Raw genomic sequence first — 22520 nt, forward strand, 5'->3', positions numbered from 1 at the left:
TTAACTGCGTCTCGAGAGCGCCGTGGGGGGTGGGTCACAGTGGTGAATCGGTGTGATCAAGATCACACCGCCGGATCAATGGCCGTTCACCTGCGGTTAACACAACGGTACGCCCGCGCACGGCAAACCGGCACGCCAGCGCCGGCTCGACGAAGCCGCAAGGAAAGGCCTGCACGACCAATTTGTTAGATGTCCAAGCTGGATAGCTGCGCAATGATCTGCGCCGCCAGGGGGCCGAGCGTCGCCATGCCGTCGCGCACCGCGGCACGCGATCCGGCGAGGTTCACCACGAGGGTGCTGCCCGAGATGCCGGCCAGCCCGCGCGACAACCCCGCGTCGGCGATGCCCGCCGACAGCCCGGAGGCCCGAAGCGCCTCGGCGATTCCCAGCAGTTCCCGGTCGAGAAGATCCAGGGTCGACTCCGGGGTGACATCGCGGGGCGTGACCCCGGTACCACCGACGGACACGACGAGATCGACCCCACCGATGACGGCGGTGTTCAGTGCATTGCGGATCTCGACCTCGTCCGAGGAGACGACCACGACACCGTCGACGACGAACCCGGCCTCGCCGAGCAGCTCGGTGACCAACGGACCGCTGTGATCCTCTTCGTCGCCGTGGGCGGTGCGGTCATCGACAACTACGACCAGCGCCCGGCCGACCAACGCATGCGGCTGTTCCATGAGCCCAACCGTATATCTCGGCATGGACACCGCTGCAGCCACACGGAGCTCCGGGCGCGCCTGGCCCGCGGTCACCTTCACTGGCCCGCCTTGCCGAGCGTCACGTCCACCGTCTGCGACTTACCGGCCGGGTCCAGATAGGTCAGCGTCACCTTCTCCCCGGGAGCCTTCGAACGCACGGCCGCGACCAGCGCGTCGGCGTTGCCGATCACCCTGTCGTCGAGCTTGGTGACCAACACTCCGGCGGGCAGGCCCGCTGCTGCGGCGGCTCCCCCCGAGGTGACCTCGACGATCTTGGCGCCGTCGACGCCTGCTTCGTTGCCGACCTGGACACCCAGCGAGGCCCGGGAAGCGCTCCCCGTCTGGATCAACTCGTCGGCGATCCGCTTGGCCTGGTCCACCGGGATCGCGAAGCCCAAGCCGATGGACCCGCCCTGCTGATCGCCCGCATTGGCACCGAGCGTGGCGATGGCGGAGTTGATGCCGACCAGTTCACCGTTCATGTTGACCAGCGCGCCTCCGGAGTTGCCCGGGTTGATCGCCGCATCGGTCTGAATGGCGTCGAGCACGGTGTTCTGGTTCTGCGCGTCACCACCGGCGGCCACCGGCCGGTTCAGCGCGCTGATGATGCCGGTCGTCACCGTGCCCTCCAGCCCGAGGGGCGACCCGATGGCCACAACGTCCTGACCGACACGCAGGTCCGCCGACGACCCGACCGCGATCGGGGTCAGGTTCGACACGTCCTGGGCGCGGACGACCGCGATGTCGCTGCCCGGATCGGTGCCCACCACGCTGAACGACGTCGTGCTGCCGTTGGCGAACGTCACCTTCGTCTCTGCACCGCCCGGGCGTCCCGGACCGTTGCCGGCCCCCGCGACCACATGGTTGTTGGTCAGGATCAGACCATCGGTCGAGAGGATGACACCGGAGCCCTCTTCGGACTGCCGTCCGACATTCACTTCAAGCTTCACGACGCTGGGGACGACCTTGGCCGCCACCTGCTCGACGGAACCGGCAGGCGCGCTGGCCGCAGGCATGCCGGGCGCGGCACCGGAGGCGGTGATCCCTGCAACGTCGTGATCAGGATGCACCAGCATCGCGACGCCACCGCCGATACCCGCCGACACGAGCGCGACAGCGAAGGCACCGGCGGTCAAAGCCGTTGCGCGCGAGCGCTTCCGGGGTTGCGGCTGCGGAGCGGCCGGCATACCGGGACCGGGGTACTGACCCGGCCCCGCGGGCATCGGAGCACCCCGGTACGGGTCGTACTGGGCCCGAAACGCCTGCCGCTGTTGTTCGGTCGCGTAGCGCCAGTCGTAGCGCTGCTGCTCGTAGGCACCCGACGGTTGCGGACCGACCGGGCCGGGCGCCTGCCCGGGAGTGCCGGGCTGGCGGCCCGGCGGCGGTGGCGGTGAGTACCTCGGGTGGTTGGTCATTTCGCTGCGATGCTCTTCCTGGAGTAGGTTCCGTCGTCTGGAACAACGAAAGGTGCCCTCTCAGGGTGCCCAGTTGTGCTGAGAATCCGCTTAGAGATCATTCGGCACGGCCATAACAATTCGAACACCCCCTGGCCTGCCCATCATCCTCGCCTGCGATTGTGCTCACCGCAGTGATCAGTCCCCGCGTGTCGCGGCTTCCCGGACACGCTCGTCGGCGCTGGCAGGCGACGGTCGGCCAGGCAACACCACGTGCATCGCCGTGCCCGGCGGTTGGCCACCCGGCACGGCGTCGCGGACGAGCAACGTGCCGCCGTGCTTGAGCACGATCTGCTTGACGATGGCCAGGCCGAGGCCCGACCCGGGCATCGCCCTGGCGGCGGTGGATCGGAAGAAGCGCTCGAACACGAGACTTCGTTCTTGCGGCGGGATTCCGGGACCGGCGTCGGACACCACCAACTCCGCGTGCAGCGGGTCGATCTGGGTGAGCCTGACGCCCACCCGGCCATCCGGCGGGCTCCACTTCGCGGCGTTGTCGAGAAGGTTGAGCACCGCGCGGGCCAGGCCTGCGCCGTCGCCGTACACCTGCCACGGGGTGACCGAGATGTCGAACTCGATGTCGTTGCGACGCCTGCGAACCCGCTCCAGCGACCGGTCTATCACGTCGCCGAGCTCGACCGTCTCGTAGATGACGCCGCCTGCCTCCTCGCGGGTGAGGTCGACCAGATCGCCGACCAACGTCGACAATTCCTCGATCTGGGCAAGCACGTCGGCACGCAGTCCCGTCATCTCCTCCTCGGGGAGGCGGGGTGCCCCCGGCGCCATGGACGCCATCAGCAGCTCCACGTTGGTGCGCAGTGATGTCAGAGGCGTCCGCAGCTCGTGGCCGGCATCGGTCACCAACCGGGCCTGCCGCTCACGAGACTCGGCCAGCGCCCGGAGCATCATGTTGAAAGCCTCGGTGAGGCGGGCGAGTTCGTCGTTTCCGTAGACAGGGATCGGGCGCAGGTCGTCGGTGCGGGCGACCCTTTCGGCCGCCTCGGTGAGCCGGGCCACCGGGCGCAGGCCCGTGCGTGCCACCATTCCGCCGGCGATGGCGGCGATCGCCACCCCGATCCCGCCGACGATGAGCAGCACCGTGCCCAGCCGTTTGAGCACTTTTCCCGTAGGTGTCAGGCTCTTGGAGATCAGCAGGGCGCTGCCGTCGCTGAGGTGCACGGCGAGCACCCGCTGATGGCTGACGGTGCGCAGGGACATCCCCAGCTTGCCCTGGATGACGTCCTTCTCGGGTCCCCCGAGCGGCAACGACTGCCCCTCCTGATTGGCGGTGTAGATCGCCTGCCTGGTGAACAGCATGGCGTTGACCTCGGAGTACGCCGTGCCTTCGATGGCCTTGCCGGGGTCGGCGGCGAGCGAGCCGCTCTCGATCAGCAGCTGGGCGCGGCTGCGGAGCTGTGTGTCGATGTCGTCGTACAGCGCGCGCGACACGACCGCGTAGACGGCGACAGCCATCAGCACCACGACCATGGCCACCATCGACATCGCCAGCAACATGACCCGCCACCGCAGCGACACCGAGCTGGTGGTCGGCGGGGGCGCCGGATAACCCGCCCAGGGGCCGGAGGGTTGGACGCTCATCAGGGCTGTCTCTTCTTCGCGCAAGCGCTCATCATCACTTGTCTCTTCTTCGCGCGAGCGCTCATCATCAAGGCGGCGTCTCGCGGAGCACGTAACCCACCCCGCGCACGGTGTGGATCAGTCGCGGCTCTCCTTCGGCCTCGGTCTTGCGCCGCAGGTAGCCGACGTAGACCTCCAGCGCATTGCCCGATGTCGGGAAGTCGAAGCCCCACACCTCTTCCAGGATGCGGCTGCGGGTCAGGACGCGGCGGGGGTTGGCGATGAGCATCTCCAGCAGCGAGAACTCGGTGCGGGTCAGGCTGATCGGCCGGTCACCGCGGGTGACCTCACGCGTCACCGGATCCAGAGACAGGTCAGAGAAGGTCAACGCCGCCGATTCGGACCCGTCTTCGGGACTGGTGCGGCGCAGCAGGGCCCGCATCCGCGCCAGCAGCTCCTCCAACGCGAACGGCTTGGGCAGATAGTCGTCGGCTCCCGCATCCAGACCGGCGACCCGCTCGGACACGGAGTCACGCGCGGTCAGCACCAGGATCGGCAGATCGTCGCCGGTGCTCCTCAGCTGACGGCAGACCTCCAACCCGTCCAACCGCGGCATCATCACGTCGAGCACCACCGCGTCGGGGCGCTGGCTGGCGATCAGGTCAAGGGCTTCGCGGCCGTCCTGGGCCAACTCGACGGAATAACCGTTGAAGGAAAGGGATCGTCGCAGGGATTCGCGCACCGCGCGATCGTCGTCAACGACAAGTATGCGCACAGGCAACAGTGTCGACCCCGTGTCTGAGAGTGACCTGAGAGGCGCGCCGCCGAGGCGGCGACTCCGATTCCTAGCGGCGGTCGAGGTTGATCAGACCGAGCCGCGCGGCCTTGAGCAGACGCCGCGGCACCTTGTGCTGCTGACCGGCGACGTTGACGTTGACGAGACCGGTGGCCTCGGCCTTCCACTGCGCGCGCCGACTACGGGTGTTCGCGCGCGACATCCTGCGCTTGGGCACAGCCATGATCGAGCTCTCCATCTATCGCGGTGGTATCCGGGGTGGCACTGCCCGCGAGCCTGGACTACCGGGCGCCGGCAATTGCTGACCAGGATAGCCGGTGAGCTGGACGGGCTCCAAACTCCGGTAGGACGATGGGTCTTGACGCGGTACCGACTGTAACCAGTAACCTACCGGTTGGTTGGTCGAGGATTCGGCGACGACGGGAGTGCGCGTGACGCCATCGGGGATCGAGGGGGTGCGCACCCCGGTCCGGATCGGGAACTGTTCGGGCTTCTACGGCGACCGTCTCTCGGCGATGCACGAGATGCTCACCGGTGGCGAACTCGACTTCCTGACCGGCGACTACCTTGCCGAGTTGACGATGCTCATCCTCGGCCGTGACCGGATGAAGAACCCGCAGCGCGGTTACGCCAAGACGTTCCTGCGCCAACTCGAGGAGTGCCTGGGCATCGCCAAGGAGCGTGGCGTCCGCATCGTCGCGAACGCCGGCGGCCTCAACCCTGCGGGTCTGGCGGAGGCGGTCCGCGCACTGGCGGACGAACTCGGCATCGCGGTCTCCGTGGCCCACGTCGAGGGGGACGACGTGCTCGCGCGGGCCGACGAGTTCGGGTTCGCGGCGCAGATCCCCGGCGGGGCTGCTCCGCTGACGGCCAACGCCTACCTGGGCGCCTGGGGGATCGTCGACTGCCTCGACTCCGGCGCCGACATCGTCGTCACCGGGCGGGTCACCGATGCATCGGTCATCGCGGGTCCCGCGGCGGCGCACTTCGGCTGGCGCCGCGACCACCATTCGGCGATCGCCGGTGCGATCGCGGCGGGACACATCATCGAATGCGGCGCCCAGGCCACCGGCGGCAACTACTCCTTCTTCGCTCGCGATTTTCCCGATCTGACGGCCTTGATGCACCCCGGCTTCCCGATCGCCGAGATCCACGCCGACGGGTCCTCGGTCATCACCAAGCACCCGGGCACCGACGGCGCGGTGACCGTCGACACCGTGACCGCGCAGCTGCTCTACGAGATCACCGGCGCGCGATACGCGAATCCCGATGCGACGCTCCGCGTGGACTCGATCGAGCTGTCCGACGACGGCCCCGACCGCGTCAGCGTCAGCGGCGTCGTCGGCGAGCCGCCGCCGCCCACGCTGAAGGTTTCACTGAACAGCATCGGCGGCTTCCGCAACGAGATGACGTTGATCCTCACCGGTTTGGACGTCGAGGCCAAGGCCGAACTGGTGCGCAGGCAGCTCGAATCGAGCCTGACGGCCAAACCCGCGGAACTGGAATGGACGTTGGCCCGCACCGACCATCCCGACGCCGACACCGAGCAGGCGGCCAGCGCGTTGCTGCGATGCGTGGCCCGTGATCCCGACCCCAATACGGTAGGTCGTCAGTTCTCCTCGGCCGCAGTCGAATTGGCGCTGGCCAGCTATCCCGGCTTCACCAGCACCACTCCCCCGGGCGACGGTCAGGTGTACGGGGTGTTCACCGCGGTCTACATTCCCGCCGGCCGGGTCGATCACGTCGCGGTGCATGCCGACGGGTCCCGTACCGCCATCGCGACCGCCACCGCGACGCGCGAACTGGAGACGGCGCCGCCGGGTGTGCTGCCCGAGCCGCTGCCTGCCCGCCCGGCGCGGTGGGTACCGCTCGGGACGATCGCCGGAGCGCGCAGCGGCGACAAGGGCGGAAGCGCCAACATCGGCGTCTGGGTGCGCACAGACGACCAATGGCGCTGGCTCGCACACACGCTGACGGTGGCCAAGCTGCGCGAACTTCTCCCGGAGACCGCCGACCTACCGGTCACCCGGCACGTGCTCGGCAACCTGCGGGCCGTGAACTTCGTGATCGACGGAATCCTCGGCCAGGGCGTGGCCTACCAGGCGAGGTTCGATCCGCAGGCCAAGGGGCTGGGCGAGTGGCTGCGCAGCCGTCATATCGACATACCGGAGGAACTCCTGCCGTGAACATCTGGACGACGGCCGAGCGCGACGACCTACGAAAAACGGTGCGCGCGTTCGCCGAACGCGAAGTGCTTCCGCATGTCGACGAGTGGGAGCGGATCGGCGAACTGCCCCGCGAGCTGCACCGCAAGGCCGCCATGGCCGGGCTGCTCGGCGCCGGTTTCCCCGAGTCGGTCGGCGGAGAAGGCGGTGACGGCGCCGACGCGGTGGTGATCTGCGAGGAGATGCATCAGTCGGGCGCACCGGGCGGAGTGTTCGCGTCGCTGTTCACCTGCGGAATCGCGGTGCCCCACATGATCGCGTCGGGAGACCGACGGCTCATCGACACCTACGTGCGGCCCACCCTGCGCGGCGAGAAGATCGGCGCGCTGGCGATCACCGAACCCGGCGGGGGCTCCGACGTCGGTCACCTCACCACGCGCGCTGTCAGGGACGGCGACGAGTTCGTCCTCAACGGCGCGAAGACCTACATCACCTCGGGGGTGCGCGCCGACTACGTGGTCACCGCGGCGCGCACCGGCGGCGCGGGCGCGGCCGGTGTCTCGCTCATCGTGGTCGAGAAAGACGGCGCTGGCTGCTCGCCTGGATTACAGGTCAGCCGCAAGCTGGACAAGATGGGCTGGCGCTCGTCGGACACCGCCGAGCTGTCCTACACCGATGTGCGGGTGCCGGCCGCCAACTTGATCGGGCCCGAGAACTCCGGGTTCCTGCAGATCGCCGCCGCCTTCGTCTCCGAACGTGTCGGGCTGGCGGCCCAGGCGTACGCGAGCGCACAGCGCTGCCTCGATCTCACCGTCGACTGGTGCCGCAACCGGGAGACCTTCGGCAAACCGCTGATCGCCCGTCAGTCGGTGCAGAACACGCTTGCCGAGATGGCGCGGCGCATCGACGTCGCCCGCGTCTACACGCGACATGTGGTGGAGCGGCAACTTCAGGGGGAGTCGAACCTGATCACCGAGGTCTGCTTCGCCAAGAACACCGCCGTCGAAGCCGGCGAATGGGTGGCCAACCAGGCGGTGCAACTCTTCGGCGGTATGGGCTACATGGCCGAGTCCGAGATCGAGCGCCAATACCGCGACATGCGAATCCTCGGTATCGGCGGCGGTACCACCGAGATCCTCACCTCGCTGGCCGCCAAGACGTTGGACTTCCAGGCATGAGCCTCAAGTCGGTGCTCGACACCCGCTCCCCCGCCTACGCCGCCGCCGCGGAGGCGATGGCGGCCAAGCTCGCCGAACTCGAGGCCGAACATGCCAAGGCGCTCGCGGGTGGCGGCCAGAAGTACGTGGTCCGGCACCACGCCCGCGGCAAGATGACCGCCCGCGAACGCGTCGAGGCGCTGCTGGACCCCGATTCCCCGTTCCTGGAGTTGAGCCCTCTCGCGGCATGGGGCACCAACTTCACGGTCGGTGCCAGCGTCGTGGTCGGCATCGGCGCGGTCAGCGGGGTGGAATGCCTGATCGTCGCCAACGACCCGACCGTCAAGGGCGGTACCAGCAACCCGTGGACACTGCGGAAGATCCTGCGCGCCAACCAGATCGCTCGACAGAATCGGTTACCGGTGATATCGCTGGTGGAGTCGGGCGGTGCCGATCTGCCCACCCAGAAGGAGATCTTCATCCCCGGCGGGCAGATGTTCCGCGATCTCACCAGGCTGTCGGCGGCGGGCATCCCGACCATCGCGCTGGTGTTCGGCAACTCCACCGCGGGTGGCGCCTACATCCCGGGCATGTCCGATCACGTGGTGATGATCAAGGAACGATCCAAGGTGTTCCTGGCCGGCCCGCCGCTGGTGAAGATGGCAACCGGCGAAGAGTCCGACGACGAATCGCTGGGCGGCGCCGAGATGCACGCCCGCACATCGGGCCTCGCCGATTATTTCGCGGTCGACGAACTCGACGCCATCCGCATCGGCCGCAGAATCGTCTCCCGACTGAACTGGCGCAAGCTCGGGCCCGAACCGGGACCGGTGCGCGCGCCGCTGTTCGACGAGAACGAGCTGATCGGCATCGTGCCGCCGGATCTGCGCATACCGTTCGACCCGCGTGAGGTGATCGCCCGCATCGTCGACGGCTCGGAGTTCGAAGAGTTCAAACCCCTCTACGGCGGATCGCTGGTCACCGGCTGGGCCACCCTGCACGGTTATCCGCTGGGCATTCTGGCCAACGCCCGCGGTGTGTTGTTCAGCGAGGAGTCCCAGAAGGCCACGCAGTTCATTCAGCTCGCCAACCGTTCTGACACGCCACTGCTGTTCCTGCACAACACGACTGGCTACATGGTCGGCAAGGACTACGAGGAAGGCGGGATGATCAAGCACGGCTCGATGATGATCAACGCTGTGTCGAACTCGACCGTGCCGCACCTCTCGCTGTTGATCGGCGCGTCCTACGGCGCAGGCCATTACGGCATGTGCGGGCGGGCCTACGACCCGCGGTTCCTGTTCGCCTGGCCGAGCGCCAAGTCGGCGGTGATGGGCGGCGCGCAACTCGCCGGGGTGCTGTCGATCGTCAACCGCGCCGCCACCGAGGCCCGCGGGCAGGTGGTCGACGAGGACGCCGATGCCGCGATGCGCGCCGCTGTCGAAGGCCAGATCGAAGCCGAGTCCCTGCCGATGGTGCTGTCCGGGATGCTCTACGACGACGGCGTCATCGACCCGCGCGACACCCGCACCGTCCTGGGGATGTGCCTGTCGGCCATCGCCAATGGCCCGATCGAGGGGACGTCGAACTTCGGCGTCTTCAGGATGTGACGCGATGACATACGTTGCCGAACCTGAGCTTGTGCAAGAGATTTCGCCCCGACTTCGAGCACAACCTCAGAGTGGACGTCATGGAGGTGTCATGTGATCACCACGGTCCTGGTCGCCAACCGCGGGGAGATCGCCCGCAGGGTGTTCGCGACGTGCCGGCGCCTCGGTATCGGCACCGTGGCGGTCTACACCGACCCCGATGCCGACTCCCCCCACGTCGCCGAGGCCGACGCCCGGGTGCGCCTTGAGGGCACCCGCGGATATCTGGATCCCGCACAGCTGATCGCGGCGGCTGAGGCCGCGGGTGCGGACGCGATCCATCCCGGTTACGGATTCCTCTCGGAGAACCCCGAATTCGCCGCGGCCGTGCAGGACGCCGGACTGACGTGGATCGGGCCGCCGGTGGCTGCCGTGGCGGCGATGGGGTCCAAGATCGAGGCCAAGAAGATCATGTCCGCCGCGGGCGTGCCGGTGCTCGAGGAACTGGATCCCGACACCGTGACCGCGGACATGCTGCCGGTGCTCATCAAGGCGTCCGCGGGCGGCGGTGGGCGCGGCATGCGGGTGGTGCGCGACCTCGCCGAGCTTCCCGATCAGGTACAGGCTGCGCAACGCGAGGCCCAGTCGGCGTTCGGTGATCCGACGGTGTTCTGCGAGCGCTACCTCGACGCCGGACACCACGTCGAGGTCCAGGTGATGGCCGACGCGCACGGCACCGTCTGGGCCGTCGGCGAGCGGGAATGCTCGATTCAGCGCCGCCACCAGAAGATCATCGAGGAGGCGCCGTCACCGCTCGTCGAACGCGTTGCGGGCATGCGGGACAAGCTGTTCGAGGCCGCACGGCTGGCGGCGACGGCGATCGGCTACACCGGCGCGGGAACGGTCGAGTTCATGGCCTCCGGCCCGGGTGAGTCCGAGGGCTCATTCTTCTTCCTCGAGATGAACACCCGCCTGCAGGTGGAACACCCCGTCACCGAGCTCACCTCGGGCCTGGACCTGGTCGAACTGCAACTGTTCATCGCCGACGGCGCTCCCCTTGATGCCGCGCCGCCCCCCGCGCAGGGCTCGTCGATCGAGGCCAGGCTCTACGCCGAGAACCCGGCCAAGGACTGGCAACCCCAGGCCGGAACGGTGCACCGCTTCGGCGTGCCCAACGCGGCCACCGAGTTCGGGCTCCTCAACAGGACCGGCGTCCGCGTCGACGCGGGTATCGCGGACGGGTCGGTGATCTCGGTCTTCTACGACCCGATGATCGCCAAGGTCATCTCGTACGCGCCGACCCGCAGGCACGCCGCGGCCCTGCTCACCGACGCGCTCACCCGCGCCAGGATCCACGGCGTCCGCACCAACCGCGACCTGCTCGTCAACGTGCTGCGCCACCCGGCCTTCCTCGACGGAGCGACCGATACGGCCTTCTTCGACACCCACGGGCTGGCAGCGCTTGCCGAGCCCAGCTGCGGCGGCCGGGCCGGGGCGTTGGCCGCCATCGCGGCGGCCCTCGCGGATGCGGCCCACAACCGCGGCGCCGCACAGGTTCTCGGCGCCGCGCCCAGCGGGTGGCGCAATCTCGCGTCGGGGTACCAAACCAAGCGCTACCAGGATGCCGACGGCCAGGACGGACACGTCTATGAGATCCGGTACCGCTTCACCCGCACCGGCCTGCATGTCGCCGGGCATGACGACGTCGCGGTGGCCTCGGCCACACCCGAGCATGTCGTGCTCACCGTCGGTGCGGTGGATCGGCCCTTCGACGTGACCAGCCACGGGGACGACGTGTTCGTCGATTCGCCCGGCGGCTCAGTGCACCTCATTGCGCTGCCCCGCTTCCCCGATCCCACCGACGCGCTCGCCCAGGGATCGTTGCTGGCGCCGATGCCGGGATCGGTGCTGCGGGTCGGGGCAGTCCTCGGCGACACCGTGACGGCGGGGCAGCCGCTGGTCTGGCTGGAGGCGATGAAGATGGAGCACACCATCACCGCACCCACGGACGGCGTGCTCGTCGAACTCAACGTCATCACGGGTCAACAGGTGGAAGTAGGCGCCGTGCTGGCACGCGTCGATTCAGGAGAGGTTGAACAATGACCACAGGCTTCGTCGAAACCGAGGAGCAGCAGGCGCTGCGCACGGCGGTGGCCGCGATGGCCGCCAACTACGGCCAGGACTACTACCTGGAGAAGGCCCGAGCGGGGCAGCATACCGATGAATTATGGACCGAGGCAGGCAAACTCGGATTCATCGGGGTAAATCTGCCCGAGGAGTACGGCGGCGGCGGCGCAGGTATGTACGAGCTGAGCCTGGTGATGGAGGAGATGGCCGCCGCGGGCTCCGCCTTGCTGATGATGGTGGTCTCCCCCGCGATCAACGGCACCATCATCTCCAAGTTCGGCACCGAGGAGCAGAAGAAGCGCTGGATCCCCGGGATCGCCGACGGCTCGATCACGATGGCGTTCGCCATCACCGAGCCCGACGCCGGCTCGAACTCCCACAAGATCACCACGACCGCCCGACGTGACGGCAGCGACTGGATCCTGTCCGGGCAGAAGGTGTACATCTCCGGGGTCGACCAGGCGCAGGCGGTGCTGGTCGTCGGCCGAACCGAGGAGGCACGAACCGGCAACCTGAAGCCCGCGCTGTTCGTGGTGCCCACCGACACAGCGGGTTTCACGTTCACCAAGATCCCGATGGAGATCGTCAGCCCCGAGTTCCAGTTCCAGGTGTTCCTTGACGACGTGCGGCTGCCGGCCGATGCGCTGGTGGGCTCCGAGGACGCCGCGATCGCTCAGCTGTTCGCCGGGCTGAACCCGGAGCGGATCATGGGCGCCGCCAGCGCGGTCGGCATGGGCCGCTTCGCGATCGGCAAGGCCGTCGACTACGTGAAGACCCGCCAGGTGTGGAAGACGCCGATCGGTGCGCATCAGGGTCTTTCGCATCCCCTGGCGCAGAACCACATAGAGATCGAGCTGGCCAAGCTGATGATGCAGAAGGCGGCCGCCCTCTACGACAGCGGAGACGACGCCGGTGCGGCCGAAGCGGCGAACATGGCGAAGTACGCCGCGGGCGAGGCGTCGGTGCGCGCCGTCGACCAGGCCGTCCAGTCGCTCGGCGGCAACGGCCTGACCAAGGAGTACGGCATCGCCTCGGTCCTGACGGCGTCACGCCTGGCGCGGATCGCCCCGGTCAGCCGCGAGATGATCCTCAACTTCGTCGCGCAGACGTCGCTCGGCCTCCCCCGGTCGTACTGATGGCCGAACCAATCCCCGGGTCGCCCCGCTCCTGCCCGCCGGCGCTGGTCCGCTACGAAGCCGAAGGCCCGGTCGCGCGACTGATCCTGGACTCGCCGAGCAACCGCAATGCGCTGTCCACGGCACTGGTCGAACAGCTGCACGACGGATTGACACGGGCATCGGCCCAACACGGCGTGCGGGTGGTGGTGCTCGGCCACACCGGCGGAACGTTCTGCGCCGGCGCCGATCTCAGTGAGGCCGCGGGCCGTGATCCTGCCGACCTTGCCGTCGAGCGTGCGCAGGACATGACCCGCCTGCTGCGCAGGCTCCTCGAGCTGCCGCTGCCGGTCATCGCGGCGATCGACGGCCACGTCCGGGCCGGCGGGCTGGGGCTGGTCGGCGCGTGCGACATCGCGGTCGCGGGCGGCTCCAGCACGTTCGCACTCAGCGAGGCGCGTATCGGCGTTGCGCCGTCGATCATCTCGCTGACCCTGCTGCCGAAGATGACTGCGCGCGCAGCCGGGCGCTACTTCCTCACCGGGGAGAGGTTCGGCGTCGCCGCCGCAGCCGAGATGGGGCTGATCACCGTCGCCGCCGATGACGTGCCCGCCGCCGTCACCGAGTTGACGTCGGCGATCGCGCTCGGCTCCCCGCAGGGGCTCGCCGAATCGAAGGCGCTGACGACGGCCGCCATCCTCGCCGACTTCGATCGGCACGCAGAGAAATTGACGCAACAGTCGGCGGCGTTGTTCGTCTCCGACGAGGCGCGCGAAGGAATGCTGGCCTTCCTCGAGAAGCGCCGGCCCAACTGGGTCAGCTAACCCTTACAGTTTGGCCAAGACTCTTGCATGTGCCGACGTTCGTCGTAGGCTCGTGGGCGCTTGTGCTGCGACGAGCCCTCGGGCGAGGAGCCGACGATGACGACGAGCCCTCGGGCGAGGAGCCGACGATGACGACGAGCCCTCGGGCGAGGAGCCGACAATGACGACGAGCCCTCGGGCGAGGAGCCGACAATGACGACGAGATGGCCGCGATGAGCAACCCTGCGTCGCGGCACGGATCGAAGCGCGCCGCCGACACCGATCGGATTCAGGTAGCACAACTGCTGACCGACGCCGCCGCATCGGGCACACTTCAGCTCAGCGATTACGAGGATCGTCTGACCAGGGCTTATGCCGCCCAGACCTACGACGAACTCGACCGGTTGTCGGCCGACCTCCCCGGAGCGGTGACGCGGGGCCGCAGCGGTCCGTGCCGTCCGGCGCCGTCCACGGTGCTACTGGCGATCCTGAGCGGCTTCGAACGCCGCGGCCGGTGGAATGTGCCGCGCCGGCTGACCACCTTCGCGCTGTGGGGCGGGGGGGTGGTCGACATGCGGTACGCCGACTTCACTTCCCATGACGTCGACATCCGGTCCTACTCGATCATGGGCGGACAGACCATCCTGGTCCCGCCGGAGGTCAACGTCGATCTCCGCGGGGTCGCGGTGATGGGCAGCTTCGATCACCACGTCAGCGGCGACGGATCTCCCGGTGCGCCGTGCGTTCGGGTCCGGGGCTTCTCGCTGTGGGGCAAGGTCGCAGTCAAGCGCAAGAAGCGCACCGCCACCGACTGACCCGGTCTAGCGCCGACGCTTCGCGCCCAGGTAGTCCCCGACCACCGCGGCGCCCAGTCCGTCCAGATCGGGCACCACCACACGGCCACCCACCCGGCGGGCCACCTGGTCGATGAAGCGGGCGAGTCCGGGGTCGCTGCCGAGCCGGAAGATCGTCACCTGTGCCCCCAGCTTGGCGACCTCGTCGAATCCCCGCACGGTGTGCGCGATGGTCCTCGGGTGCGGCGGGTAGTCAAAAAAGACTGACGAACTTCCATTCCCGTCGAAGTCCTCGAGGTGCGCAGTCGGCTCACCGTCGGTGACGACGAGCACCACCGGCTGTGCGTTGGGATGCCTGCGCAGGTGCCGGGTGGCCAGTGCCAGCGCGTGATGCAGGTTGGTGCCCTGTTCGTACACGCCCTCGAGCCCGGTCAGCTCGGCGGCGGTCACGGTGCGCGCATACCGGCCGAAGGCCACGATCTGCAGGGCGTCCGACCGGAACCGCGTGCTGACGAGGTGGTTGAGCGCCAGCGCGGTCTGCTTCATGGGCAGCCAGCGGTTCTCCATCACCATCGAGAACGACGTGTCGACCAGCAGCGCCACAGCCGCCTGCGTGCGGGTCTCGGTCTCGGAAATCTCGACGTCCTCGACCGTAAGCCTGATTGGGCCCGCCCGCTCACCCGTTCCCGCCTCCCGAAGCACCGCGTTGGTGAGGGTCCGGGTGACGTTCCACGGCTCGGTGTCGCCGAACTGCCACGGCCTGGTAGCGCCGGTCAGTTCGCCTGCCGCACCGGCCCTGCGGGTGTCACGCTCTCCGTGACGGCCCGAGAGTTGTTGTGCCACATCACGCAACGCCGCCTGACCGAGTTGGCGCATCGCCTTCGGCGACAGCCGCCACTGCCCGTCTGCACCGCGGTCCAGGAACCCCTGGTTCATCAGCGCGCGTTCCAGCTCCGCGAGGGTGCGCGCGTTGACGGCGGCCTCGTCGCCGAGCTGACGGGCGAGCATGTCGAGATCGACGTCGTCCATGGTCGCCCCGGCATAGCTCTGGGACAGCTGCTCGGCAAGCTGCTCGAGCTCGGCGATGTCGGCCAGCGCCTGGGCGCCCTCCCCCATGCCCAGCGGGTCGTTCCCGGAGAAGCGCTGCGAGCCGTCCCAGTCCTCCCCCGGCCGGGCGGCCTGCAGGTGACCGTCGAGGCGGTTGAGGGCGTTCATCAGCGACGGCGACCCGAAAGCCTGCTGCGCCAGGGCATCCAACTCTGCTCGCTGCTGCTCGGACAGGCTGTTGCGGAACCGTTGCGCGGCCGCGGCGCGCTGGGCCAGCGAGTCGAGCAGCTCGTCGATGTTCTTCGGGTTCTCGGGGAAGAACTCGCCGTGCTTGCCCATGAAGTCCTCGAAATCCTGCTGCGAGTCTTCACCTTTGGCGTGTTTGTCGAGAAGGTCGTTGAGGTCGTCGAGCATGTCGTTGACGCGCTGGCGGTCCTCGTCGGTGGCGTTTTCCAGCGCCTCTTTCATACCGGCGAACCGTTGGTCGAGCATCTCGCGGCCCATCAGGTCCTTGATCTGCTCGTACTTCTCGCGGGCCTCCTGCGAACGCCAGTCGTACTCGGAGAGCTCCTGCACGGCCTTGGCCGGAGACGGCGAAAGCGATTCGAGCTGCAGTTCCCCGAACCTGGCATCGTCGTCGAGCGCGCGCGCAAGCTCCTTGCGTTCGGCCAGCACCGCCTCGTCGAGCAGTTTCTTGATGTCGGCGAGGGTGCCGTCGAGGTTGTTGCGCTGCAACAACTCCCGCCGGCGCCGGTTGGCCTCGGCGGCCAGCTTGTCGGCACCCGGCATGTTCTTCGACCCGCGCCGAAGCAGTTCGGACAGCGCCCGCCGCGGCGAGGTGCCCTCCATGACGTCCTGTCCGATCGCCTCGAGCGCCTCGCGCAGGTCGATAGGGGGCGCCAGCGGGTCCGGGCCTCCTGTGTATCGCGAATAGCGCGACAAGCGTTTAGCCATAGACGGTTTCGCCCTCATCTGAGACCTTGTCGATGCGCTTCGCCAGGTACAGCGCCTCGAGTGCCAACTCGATCGCGGCGGCCCGTTGGCCGTCGCTCTGTGCTTCCAGCCGTCGCTGGATCTCCGCGACCGCGGGCACCTCGGGCACCGCGGCGAGCACGTCGCGTGCTGACACCCGGTCCCCGGTGGTGACGGGCGAGCCGTTTTCGACTGCCGTCACGATCGGCCCGACATCGATCCCGCCGAGCAGGCGCTGCGCGGTGTCGGCGGTGGCGCGCCGCAGCAGATGCTCCAGCACCGCCTGTTCGCGGCCCTCCTCGCCGGATTCGAACTCCAGCTTGCCGCGGAGCACGTCGATCACGGTCCCGAGGTCGACGACGCGCGCGACGGGATCCTGTTCGCCGAGCACCGCAGCGCGGTGGCGCGCCGCTGCCGCGACGGTTTCGGCGGCCGCGATCGCGAACCGCGCGGACACCCCGGAGCGCTGGTCGATGGAGTTGGACTCCCGCAGGCTGCGGGCGAACCTGGCCAGGATCTGCAGCAGATAGCCGGGCACTTCGGCGGCCAGGTGCGCCTCCTGGTTGATGACGCCCACCTCGGCGTCGAGTTCCAGCGGGTAGTGCGTGCGGATCTCGGCACCGAACCGGTCCTTGAGCGGGGTGATGATGCGCCCGCGGTTGGTGTAGTCCTCGGGGTTGGCGCTGGCGACGACGAGGACGTCCAGCGGCAGCCGCAGCGTGTAGCCGCGCACCTGGATGTCCCGCTCCTCCATCACGTTGAGCATCGCGACCTGGATGCGCTCGGCGAGGTCGGGCAGCTCGTTGACGGCGACGATGCCGCGGTGCGCCCGCGGGATCAGGCCGTAGGCGATGGTCTCGGGGTCCCCCAGGCTGCGGCCCTCGGCGACCTTGATCGGGTCGATGTCGCCGACGAGGTCGGCGACGCTGGTGTCGGGGGTGGCCAGCTTCTCGGTGTAGCGCTCGCTGCGGTGCCGCCAGGCCACGGGCAGGTCGTCTCCGGAGTCGGCGGCCCTGCGGATCGACTCCGGGGTGATCGGGCTGTAGGGGTGTTCGCCGAGTTCGGCCCCGGCGATCACCGGTGTCCACTCGTCGAGCAGGCCGGTCAGGGCGCGCAGCAGCCGCGTCTTGCCCTGCCCGCGCTCCCCGAGCAGCACGACGTCGTGACCGGCGATCAGGGCGCGTTCCAGCTGCGGGATCACGGTGTCCTCGAAACCCAGGATGCCGGTCCACAGGTCCCGCCCTTCGGCCAGCGCGGCCAGCAGGTTCTCCCGCATCTCGGCCTTGACACTGCGTTCGCGGTGTCCGGATGCCCGCAGTTCGCCGACGGTGCGGGGGAGGTCGTTAGGTGAAGTCACCTCTCCACGCTACGACTCCTGTCGAGCGGCGGCATCGCTTACCCGGTCGGCCGCCCGAATGTGGGGTTGAGACACGCTTGGACCGGACGGGCGGTCCTCAACCCCACACTGGCCCGCCACTCCACTCCGTGAGCGTCGCATCGAGCCGGATTCGGCGGTAATCCGGCCACCCCGCTGCCCGCATGGCATCGCGGACGCGCGTCAGGAACACCTCGGGGCGGTAGCGCAGGATGTCGCGGCTGACCCTGATGATCGTCCACCCCTGACCCTGAAGTTCGGCGGAGCGGTCGATATCGCGGGCACGCACCGCCGGATCAGTCCAGTGCTGCGGCCCGTCATATTCCACCCCCACCCTCCACCGCTGCCATCCCATGTCGAGGCGGCCGATGAAGTACCCGTGGTCGTCGCACACGACGATCTGTGTGCGCGGCCGCGGAAAGCCCGCAGCCGTCAGCAGCAGCCGGGTACGTGTCTCCGGTGGGGATTCGGCGCCGCCGTCCATCAGCTTCACCACTCGACGCAGTTGAACGAGCCCACGAGCACCGCGACCGCGCTGCACCAGCAGTTCCAGGTCGGCGGGCAGCAGTCCTGTGGCGTTCGCCAGGGCGTCCACACCGACGACCGCCTGTACCAAGGGGTCTCGTCGGCCTAGGTCGAACGCAGTGCGCGCGGGGGTCGTCGTCGGAATGCCGCGAACAGAGCAGACATCCTCGTCGGTCAGCGTCGCTCGATGGATCACGATGCCATCAACATCGCCTGCCTGCCTACGAATCAACTCGGCCGGCAGGCCGGCGTCGATCCAGCGGGTGCCGTGCAACGCCGCCGCGGAGCGTCCGGCAACGGTCGCGGCCCGACCAGACCACAACCACGCTCCGACCGCTCGCGTGGCCGGCGTCAGTGTCTTGCCTCTGGGCACGTAGACGTTGCGGTGCAGCATCACGTACTGGCTACGCAACGTCCGTTTGGTCACCCGCCCGGCCGCGCGAGCTTCGGTGCCGAGAAAGGGCCATGCCTCGTCCCCCATGAGCCGACGGTGGCATCTCGGCCCGACATCACTCGCCGAATGTTGGCTTGCGCCACGCTCACCTGTGCATAGCGTGCCTCAATACAACATTCGGCGCCAAACAAGCCGTCAGTGCGCGAAGTGACGCGCCCCGGTCAGATACAACGTGACGCCGGCGGCCTCGGCGGCCGCGGTCACCTCGCCGTCGCGCACCGAGCCCCCGGGATGTACGACGGCCTTCACCCCGGCGCGGATCAGGGTCTCCAGACCGTCCGGGAACGGGAAGAACGCATCCGATGCCCCGACCGCCCCCTGGGTGCGCTCGCCGGCGCGCTCGACCGCAAGCCGGGCCGCGTCCACCCTATTGACCTGGCCCATGCCGACACCGACGGTGGCGCCGTCCTTGGCGATGACGATCGCGTTGGACTTGACCGCCCGGCAGGTCCGCCAGGCGAACACCAGATCTGCCAGCGTCTCGGGGTCCGCCGGTGAGCCGGTGGCCAGCGTCCAGTTCGCGGGGTTGTCGCCGCCGGCGTCGATCGCGTCGCGTTGTTGCAGCAGCAGGCCGCCGCTGACCTGACGGAACTCGGTGCCGCCCTGCTGCGGTTCGGAGGCGACGAGCACGCGGATGTTCTTCTTGCCTGCAAGCACTTCCACCGCTCCCGGCTCATAGGCGGGCGCGATGATCACCTCGGTGAAGATGCCGGAGACGGTCTCGGCCATCTCGACACTGACCTCGGTGTTGGCCGCGATGACCCCGCCGAACGCCGACAGCGGATCACATTCGTGGGCCTTGCGGTGGGCATCGGCGACGGACACCGACGACACCGCAATGCCGCACGGGTTCGCGTGCTTGATGATCGCCACGCAGATGTCCTCGTGGTCGAATGCCGCGCGCCACGCGGCATCGGCGTCGGTGTAGTTGTTGTAGGACATCTCTTTTCCGTGCAGCTGCTCGGCCTGCGCCAGTCCCGGCCACGCGCCGTCATCGCTGTAGAGCGCGGCCTGCTGGTGGGGGTTCTCGCCGTAACGCAGCACGGCGGTGCGACGGAACGTCGCGCCGAGCCACGGGGGCAGCGACGCCGCGGCATGCGCCCCGGCCGTGCCGTTTTCGGGGGCCAGCACCGACTCCATCCAGGACGCCACCGCGACGTCGTACTCGGCGGTGTGCCGGAATGCCAGCGACGCCAGCTTCTTTCGCTCGTCGAGGGTGAAGCCGCCCGACCGCACCGCGGCCAGGACACCGTCGTAGCCCAGCGGGTCGACGACCACCGCGACGCTCGGATGGTTCTTGGCGGCCGCGCGCACCATCGACGGACCGCCGATGTCGATCTGCTCCACACACTCGTCGACGCCGGCCCCGGAGTTGACGGTCTGGGTGAACGGGTACAGGTTCACCACCACGAGTTCGAACGCCGCCACGCCCAGTTGGGCAAGCGCCGCAACGTGTTCGGGCTTGCGCAGGTCGGCGAGCAGGCCGGCGTGCACGTGGGGGTGCAGCGTCTTGACCCGGCCGTCGAGCACCTCGGGGAAACCGGTGACGTCCTCGACCGGTGTCACCGGGATGCCCTCCTCGGCAATGGTTTTCGCGGTCGACCCGGTGGACACGATGTCGACACCGGCAGCGTGCAGCCCCTGCGCAAGCGGTCCGAGGCCGGTCTTGTCGTAGACGCTGATCAACGCGCGGCGGATTCGCCTGCGGCCCTCGTTCTCGCTCATCCTATGGTCGCCTTTCGTCCTGTCCAGGTCACGCCGCGGGTTGCCGCCGCTTCCAGCACATCCACCAGCAGCGCTCTCTCGATCACCTTGATCCGTTCGTGCAGGGTCGCTTCGTCGTCGCCGTCCAGCACCGGGACCGCCTGCTGGGCGAGGATCGGCCCGGTGTCGGTTCCGGCGTCCACGAGGTGCACCGTGCAGCCGGTGACCCTGACCCCGTAGGCCAGCGCATCGGGGACCGCATGCGCACCGGGGAACGCAGGCAGCAGCGCGGGATGGGTGTTGATCACCCTGCCGGGAAACGTCGAAAGAAATTTGGCGCCAAGGATTTTCATGAACCCCGCCGACACGATCAGATCCGGGTCGTGGGCGGCTGTCGCCTCGGTGATGGCGGCGTCCCAGGCGGTGCGGTCCGGGTGGTCGGCGAGCGGGACGGTGAACGTCGGCACCGAGGCGTCCGCCGCGATGTCGACGGCCGCGCAGATCCGGTCGGTTCCGACCGCGACGATGCGGGCGGGGTAGTCGCCGACGGCGGCTTTCAGCAGTGACGCGAGCAGCGAGCCGGTGCCGGAGGCGAGTACCACCACCCGTGCGGGCGCGCTCGGGGGCACACGGACCGCTGGCTGCACGCCTGAGAGCCTAGTGGGTGGTCAACCGGCGCTTCCTCCGCGGTTGCCGCCGGCATCGTCGGCACGCCCGTCGATGTCGTCCACGACGAAGTGCTCCTCGGGGTCGAGGTCCTCGAGCGGCGGCTCGTCCTCGAGCGGCGGACGCGGGACGGGCTGCTCGCCGACCACTGGGCCGGGGTCCGGACCGGTCGCGGTCGGCACAGGCTCGATCTCGACGGTGTCGACCGGTTCCTCATCCGCTGCGGCCTCGGGCTCGGAGATGACCTCGCCCGTCTCGGCTTCGGTGTCCGTGTCGGCGTCGGCGGCCGGTGCGGCGACCTTCGGGCGCCGCACCCGCGCCTGGAATCCACCCGACATGGCGACGGTCAGCGCGCCGATGCCGGCGAACCACAGGAACACCGCAGGGCCGAACGTCGTCTGGTCGACGCCGACGTCGCCGAAATTGCCGAGCGCTCCCCCGCCCGCGGCCCCCAACAGCGCCATCGTCGCGGCCGCGATCGCCGCCGCGACGACCACTTTGGCCAGCGCGGACAGCAGCGGCAGCGGGTGCCGGGCACACTGCTGCCCGAGTGCCACAGCGGACACCGCCGCAACGATCAGCAGCGCGACCCACACCGGGCCCAGCGGCGGTGTCGGTACCGCGGCCAACACCGGCAGTGCAGGGATGTCCCCGCCGAACACCGTGAACGAGCTGAACGTGGCAAGCCCGACATGGGCGCTCGAGCCGACCGCCACCGCCGCTGCGCCGACCATGACGTTGGGGATGTACAGAATCGAGAGCACCGTCAGGCTCAACTGCCCGAACATCGAATCGGTGATCGAGTACAGCTCGTGCATGGTCGACCAGTGCACGATCAGCGACCCGGCCACGATCGCGCCGGACAGTCCCACCAGGGCGAGCACGCCCGCGCCGGCGGCCCGGACCGCGTCCGGCAGCCATTTCGGCAGCGGTGAGGTGCGCAGAAGGTGCCGACCCACCCGTGACCCGACACCGAGCAGCGCACCGATCGCGTGGACGGTGAGCACACTTCCGAACGCGCGCAGCGCGTCGGGGGTCTGCAGTTCGGTCAGCACCGAGGCGGCGTCGTGGATCACGGCCAGGCACAGCGCCGCGATCAGCACCGGACCACCCAGCGCGGAGGCCACCACCCAGCGGGTGACGAACCACGACGTGCTGATCGTCGCGGACGCCGTCGTTCGTGCGGTGCCGTAGACCATCGCCAGGACCGGCAGCAGTGGCATCACGCCGAGCGCGCTGCCGCCGATCGACACCGGCACCTGGTGCACCCCCAGCCACATGCTGGCGATCGCCCCGAGCGCGCCGGTCATGTCGCTGTTGGCGATCACCAGCTGCAGCAGCACCACCGCGGCGATGATGGCCAGCGCGACCAGGGACGGCCCGAACGCAACCCGGAGAAGGTCACGCGCCTGGCGTGTCCCGACTGGTCTGGGGGCACCTCCCGCGTGCGGGCGATAGTTCACGGGTCAGGCCGCTCCTCGCACAAGCTCGGGCG

18 protein-coding genes are annotated in these 22520 nt (G+C 68.8%); 7 read left to right on the forward strand and 11 right to left on the reverse strand.

The window, feature by feature from the left end; genetic code table 11:
• Positions 1–185 precede the first annotated feature (185 nt).
• From H7I57_RS02070 to rpmF, 5 genes are all read right to left on the reverse strand, one after another.
• A complete protein-coding gene (locus H7I57_RS02070; protein WP_264021649.1) occupies positions 186–707 on the reverse strand; it encodes a MogA/MoaB family molybdenum cofactor biosynthesis protein in 522 nt (173 codons plus the stop codon).
• A 53-nt stretch (positions 708–760) separates the two neighbouring features.
• Positions 761–2119, reverse strand: a complete 1359-nt coding sequence (locus H7I57_RS02075; protein ID WP_264021602.1) for a S1C family serine protease — start codon at positions 2117–2119, stop codon at positions 761–763.
• Between the two features lie 177 nt (positions 2120–2296).
• Entirely contained in the window at positions 2297–3757 is a 1461-nt protein-coding gene (locus H7I57_RS02080; protein WP_264021603.1) for a HAMP domain-containing sensor histidine kinase, read from the reverse strand.
• Between the two features lie 67 nt (positions 3758–3824).
• The gene (locus tag H7I57_RS02085) at positions 3825–4511 is read right to left on the reverse strand and encodes a response regulator transcription factor (RefSeq protein ID WP_264021604.1); all 687 of its coding nucleotides are present in this window, start codon (positions 4509–4511) and stop codon (positions 3825–3827) included.
• Positions 4512–4581: 70 nt separating this feature from the next.
• On the reverse strand, positions 4582–4755 hold the full coding sequence (gene rpmF / locus H7I57_RS02090) for a 50S ribosomal protein L32 (RefSeq protein WP_264021605.1): 174 nt from the start codon (positions 4753–4755) through the stop codon (positions 4582–4584).
• A gap of 232 nt (positions 4756–4987) precedes the next feature.
• On the opposite strand from rpmF, the gene H7I57_RS02095 reads away from it, so the two are divergent.
• The 7 genes from H7I57_RS02095 to H7I57_RS02125 all read left to right on the forward strand — a co-directional run bounded on the left by H7I57_RS02095 (position 4988) and on the right by H7I57_RS02125 (position 14303).
• The gene (locus H7I57_RS02095; RefSeq protein WP_264021651.1) at positions 4988–6718 is read left to right on the forward strand and encodes an acyclic terpene utilization AtuA family protein; all 1731 of its coding nucleotides are present in this window, start codon (positions 4988–4990) and stop codon (positions 6716–6718) included.
• Positions 6715–7875 (forward strand): acyl-CoA dehydrogenase family protein, encoded by a 1161-nt coding sequence (locus H7I57_RS02100; RefSeq protein ID WP_264021606.1) that lies wholly within the window; start codon positions 6715–6717, stop codon positions 7873–7875. Before H7I57_RS02095 ends, H7I57_RS02100 begins: the two co-directional genes overlap by 4 nt.
• Positions 7872–9464 carry an acyl-CoA carboxylase subunit beta gene (locus H7I57_RS02105; RefSeq protein ID WP_264021607.1) on the forward strand — a complete coding sequence of 531 codons (1593 nt, stop codon included), beginning with the start codon at positions 7872–7874 and terminating at the stop codon, positions 9462–9464. The genes H7I57_RS02100 and H7I57_RS02105 overlap by 4 nt, the downstream gene beginning before the upstream one ends.
• A 93-nt stretch (positions 9465–9557) precedes the next feature.
• Complete coding sequence (locus H7I57_RS02110; RefSeq protein WP_264021608.1) at positions 9558–11546, forward strand: ATP-binding protein; 1989 nt, start codon at positions 9558–9560, stop codon at positions 11544–11546.
• Complete coding sequence (locus H7I57_RS02115; protein ID WP_264021609.1) at positions 11543–12706, forward strand: acyl-CoA dehydrogenase family protein; 1164 nt, start codon at positions 11543–11545, stop codon at positions 12704–12706. Before H7I57_RS02110 ends, H7I57_RS02115 begins: the two co-directional genes overlap by 4 nt.
• Positions 12706–13509 (forward strand): enoyl-CoA hydratase family protein, encoded by an 804-nt coding sequence (locus H7I57_RS02120; RefSeq protein WP_264021610.1) that lies wholly within the window; start codon positions 12706–12708, stop codon positions 13507–13509. The genes H7I57_RS02115 and H7I57_RS02120 overlap by 1 nt, the downstream gene beginning before the upstream one ends.
• A 212-nt stretch (positions 13510–13721) precedes the next feature.
• The gene (locus H7I57_RS02125; RefSeq protein WP_264021611.1) at positions 13722–14303 is read left to right on the forward strand and encodes a DUF1707 SHOCT-like domain-containing protein; all 582 of its coding nucleotides are present in this window, start codon (positions 13722–13724) and stop codon (positions 14301–14303) included.
• Positions 14304–14309: 6 nt separating this feature from the next.
• Here H7I57_RS02125 and H7I57_RS02130 read toward each other — a convergent pair whose 3' ends face one another.
• The 6 genes from H7I57_RS02130 to H7I57_RS02155 all read right to left on the reverse strand — a co-directional run bounded on the left by H7I57_RS02130 (position 14310) and on the right by H7I57_RS02155 (position 22488).
• Positions 14310–16283: a vWA domain-containing protein gene (locus tag H7I57_RS02130; protein ID WP_275080777.1), complete on the reverse strand. Its 1974-nt coding sequence runs from the start codon at positions 16281–16283 to the stop codon at positions 14310–14312.
• The gene (locus tag H7I57_RS02135) at positions 16276–17658 is read right to left on the reverse strand and encodes a sigma 54-interacting transcriptional regulator (protein WP_264021613.1); all 1383 of its coding nucleotides are present in this window, start codon (positions 17656–17658) and stop codon (positions 16276–16278) included. Before H7I57_RS02135 ends, H7I57_RS02130 begins: the two co-directional genes overlap by 8 nt.
• 97 nt (positions 17659–17755) lie before the next feature.
• Positions 17756–18682 (reverse strand): endonuclease domain-containing protein, encoded by a 927-nt coding sequence (locus H7I57_RS02140; RefSeq protein ID WP_264021614.1) that lies wholly within the window; start codon positions 18680–18682, stop codon positions 17756–17758.
• A 108-nt stretch (positions 18683–18790) separates the two neighbouring features.
• The gene (purH, locus tag H7I57_RS02145) at positions 18791–20380 is read right to left on the reverse strand and encodes a bifunctional phosphoribosylaminoimidazolecarboxamide formyltransferase/IMP cyclohydrolase (RefSeq protein WP_264021615.1); all 1590 of its coding nucleotides are present in this window, start codon (positions 20378–20380) and stop codon (positions 18791–18793) included.
• Positions 20377–21006, reverse strand: coding sequence for a phosphoribosylglycinamide formyltransferase (purN, locus tag H7I57_RS02150; protein ID WP_264021616.1), 630 nt, complete (start codon positions 21004–21006; stop codon positions 20377–20379). Before purN ends, purH begins: the two co-directional genes overlap by 4 nt.
• Positions 21007–21027: 21 nt before the next feature.
• The gene (locus H7I57_RS02155) at positions 21028–22488 is read right to left on the reverse strand and encodes a cell division protein PerM (RefSeq protein ID WP_264021617.1); all 1461 of its coding nucleotides are present in this window, start codon (positions 22486–22488) and stop codon (positions 21028–21030) included.
• Between the last annotated feature and the right edge of the window lie 32 nt (positions 22489–22520).

The sequence above is a fragment of the Mycolicibacterium pyrenivorans genome (assembly GCF_025821625.1).
GTDB lineage: Bacteria > Actinomycetota > Actinomycetes > Mycobacteriales > Mycobacteriaceae > Mycobacterium > Mycobacterium pyrenivorans.

Bases quoted from the DNA above. Each gene is read 5' to 3' on its own strand.
- H7I57_RS02070 (WP_264021649.1), bottom strand. From the start codon at position 707: ATGCCGAGATATACGGTTGGGCTCATGGAACAGCCGCATGCGTTGGTC.
- H7I57_RS02105 (WP_264021607.1), top strand. From the start codon at position 7,872: ATGAGCCTCAAGTCGGTGCTCGACACCCGCTCCCCCGCCTACGCCGCC.
- H7I57_RS02125 (WP_264021611.1), top strand. From the start codon at position 13,722: ATGAGCAACCCTGCGTCGCGGCACGGATCGAAGCGCGCCGCCGACACC.
- H7I57_RS02130 (WP_275080777.1), bottom strand. From the start codon at position 16,283: ATGGCTAAACGCTTGTCGCGCTATTCGCGATACACAGGAGGCCCGGAC.
- H7I57_RS02075 (WP_264021602.1), bottom strand. From the start codon at position 2,119: ATGACCAACCACCCGAGGTACTCACCGCCACCGCCGCCGGGCCGCCAG.
- H7I57_RS02080 (WP_264021603.1), bottom strand. From the start codon at position 3,757: ATGAGCGTCCAACCCTCCGGCCCCTGGGCGGGTTATCCGGCGCCCCCG.
- H7I57_RS02140 (WP_264021614.1), bottom strand. From the start codon at position 18,682: ATGGGGGACGAGGCATGGCCCTTTCTCGGCACCGAAGCTCGCGCGGCC.
- purH (WP_264021615.1), bottom strand. From the start codon at position 20,380: ATGAGCGAGAACGAGGGCCGCAGGCGAATCCGCCGCGCGTTGATCAGC.
- H7I57_RS02115 (WP_264021609.1), top strand. From the start codon at position 11,543: ATGACCACAGGCTTCGTCGAAACCGAGGAGCAGCAGGCGCTGCGCACG.
- rpmF (WP_264021605.1), bottom strand. From the start codon at position 4,755: ATGGCTGTGCCCAAGCGCAGGATGTCGCGCGCGAACACCCGTAGTCGG.
- H7I57_RS02120 (WP_264021610.1), top strand. From the start codon at position 12,706: ATGGCCGAACCAATCCCCGGGTCGCCCCGCTCCTGCCCGCCGGCGCTG.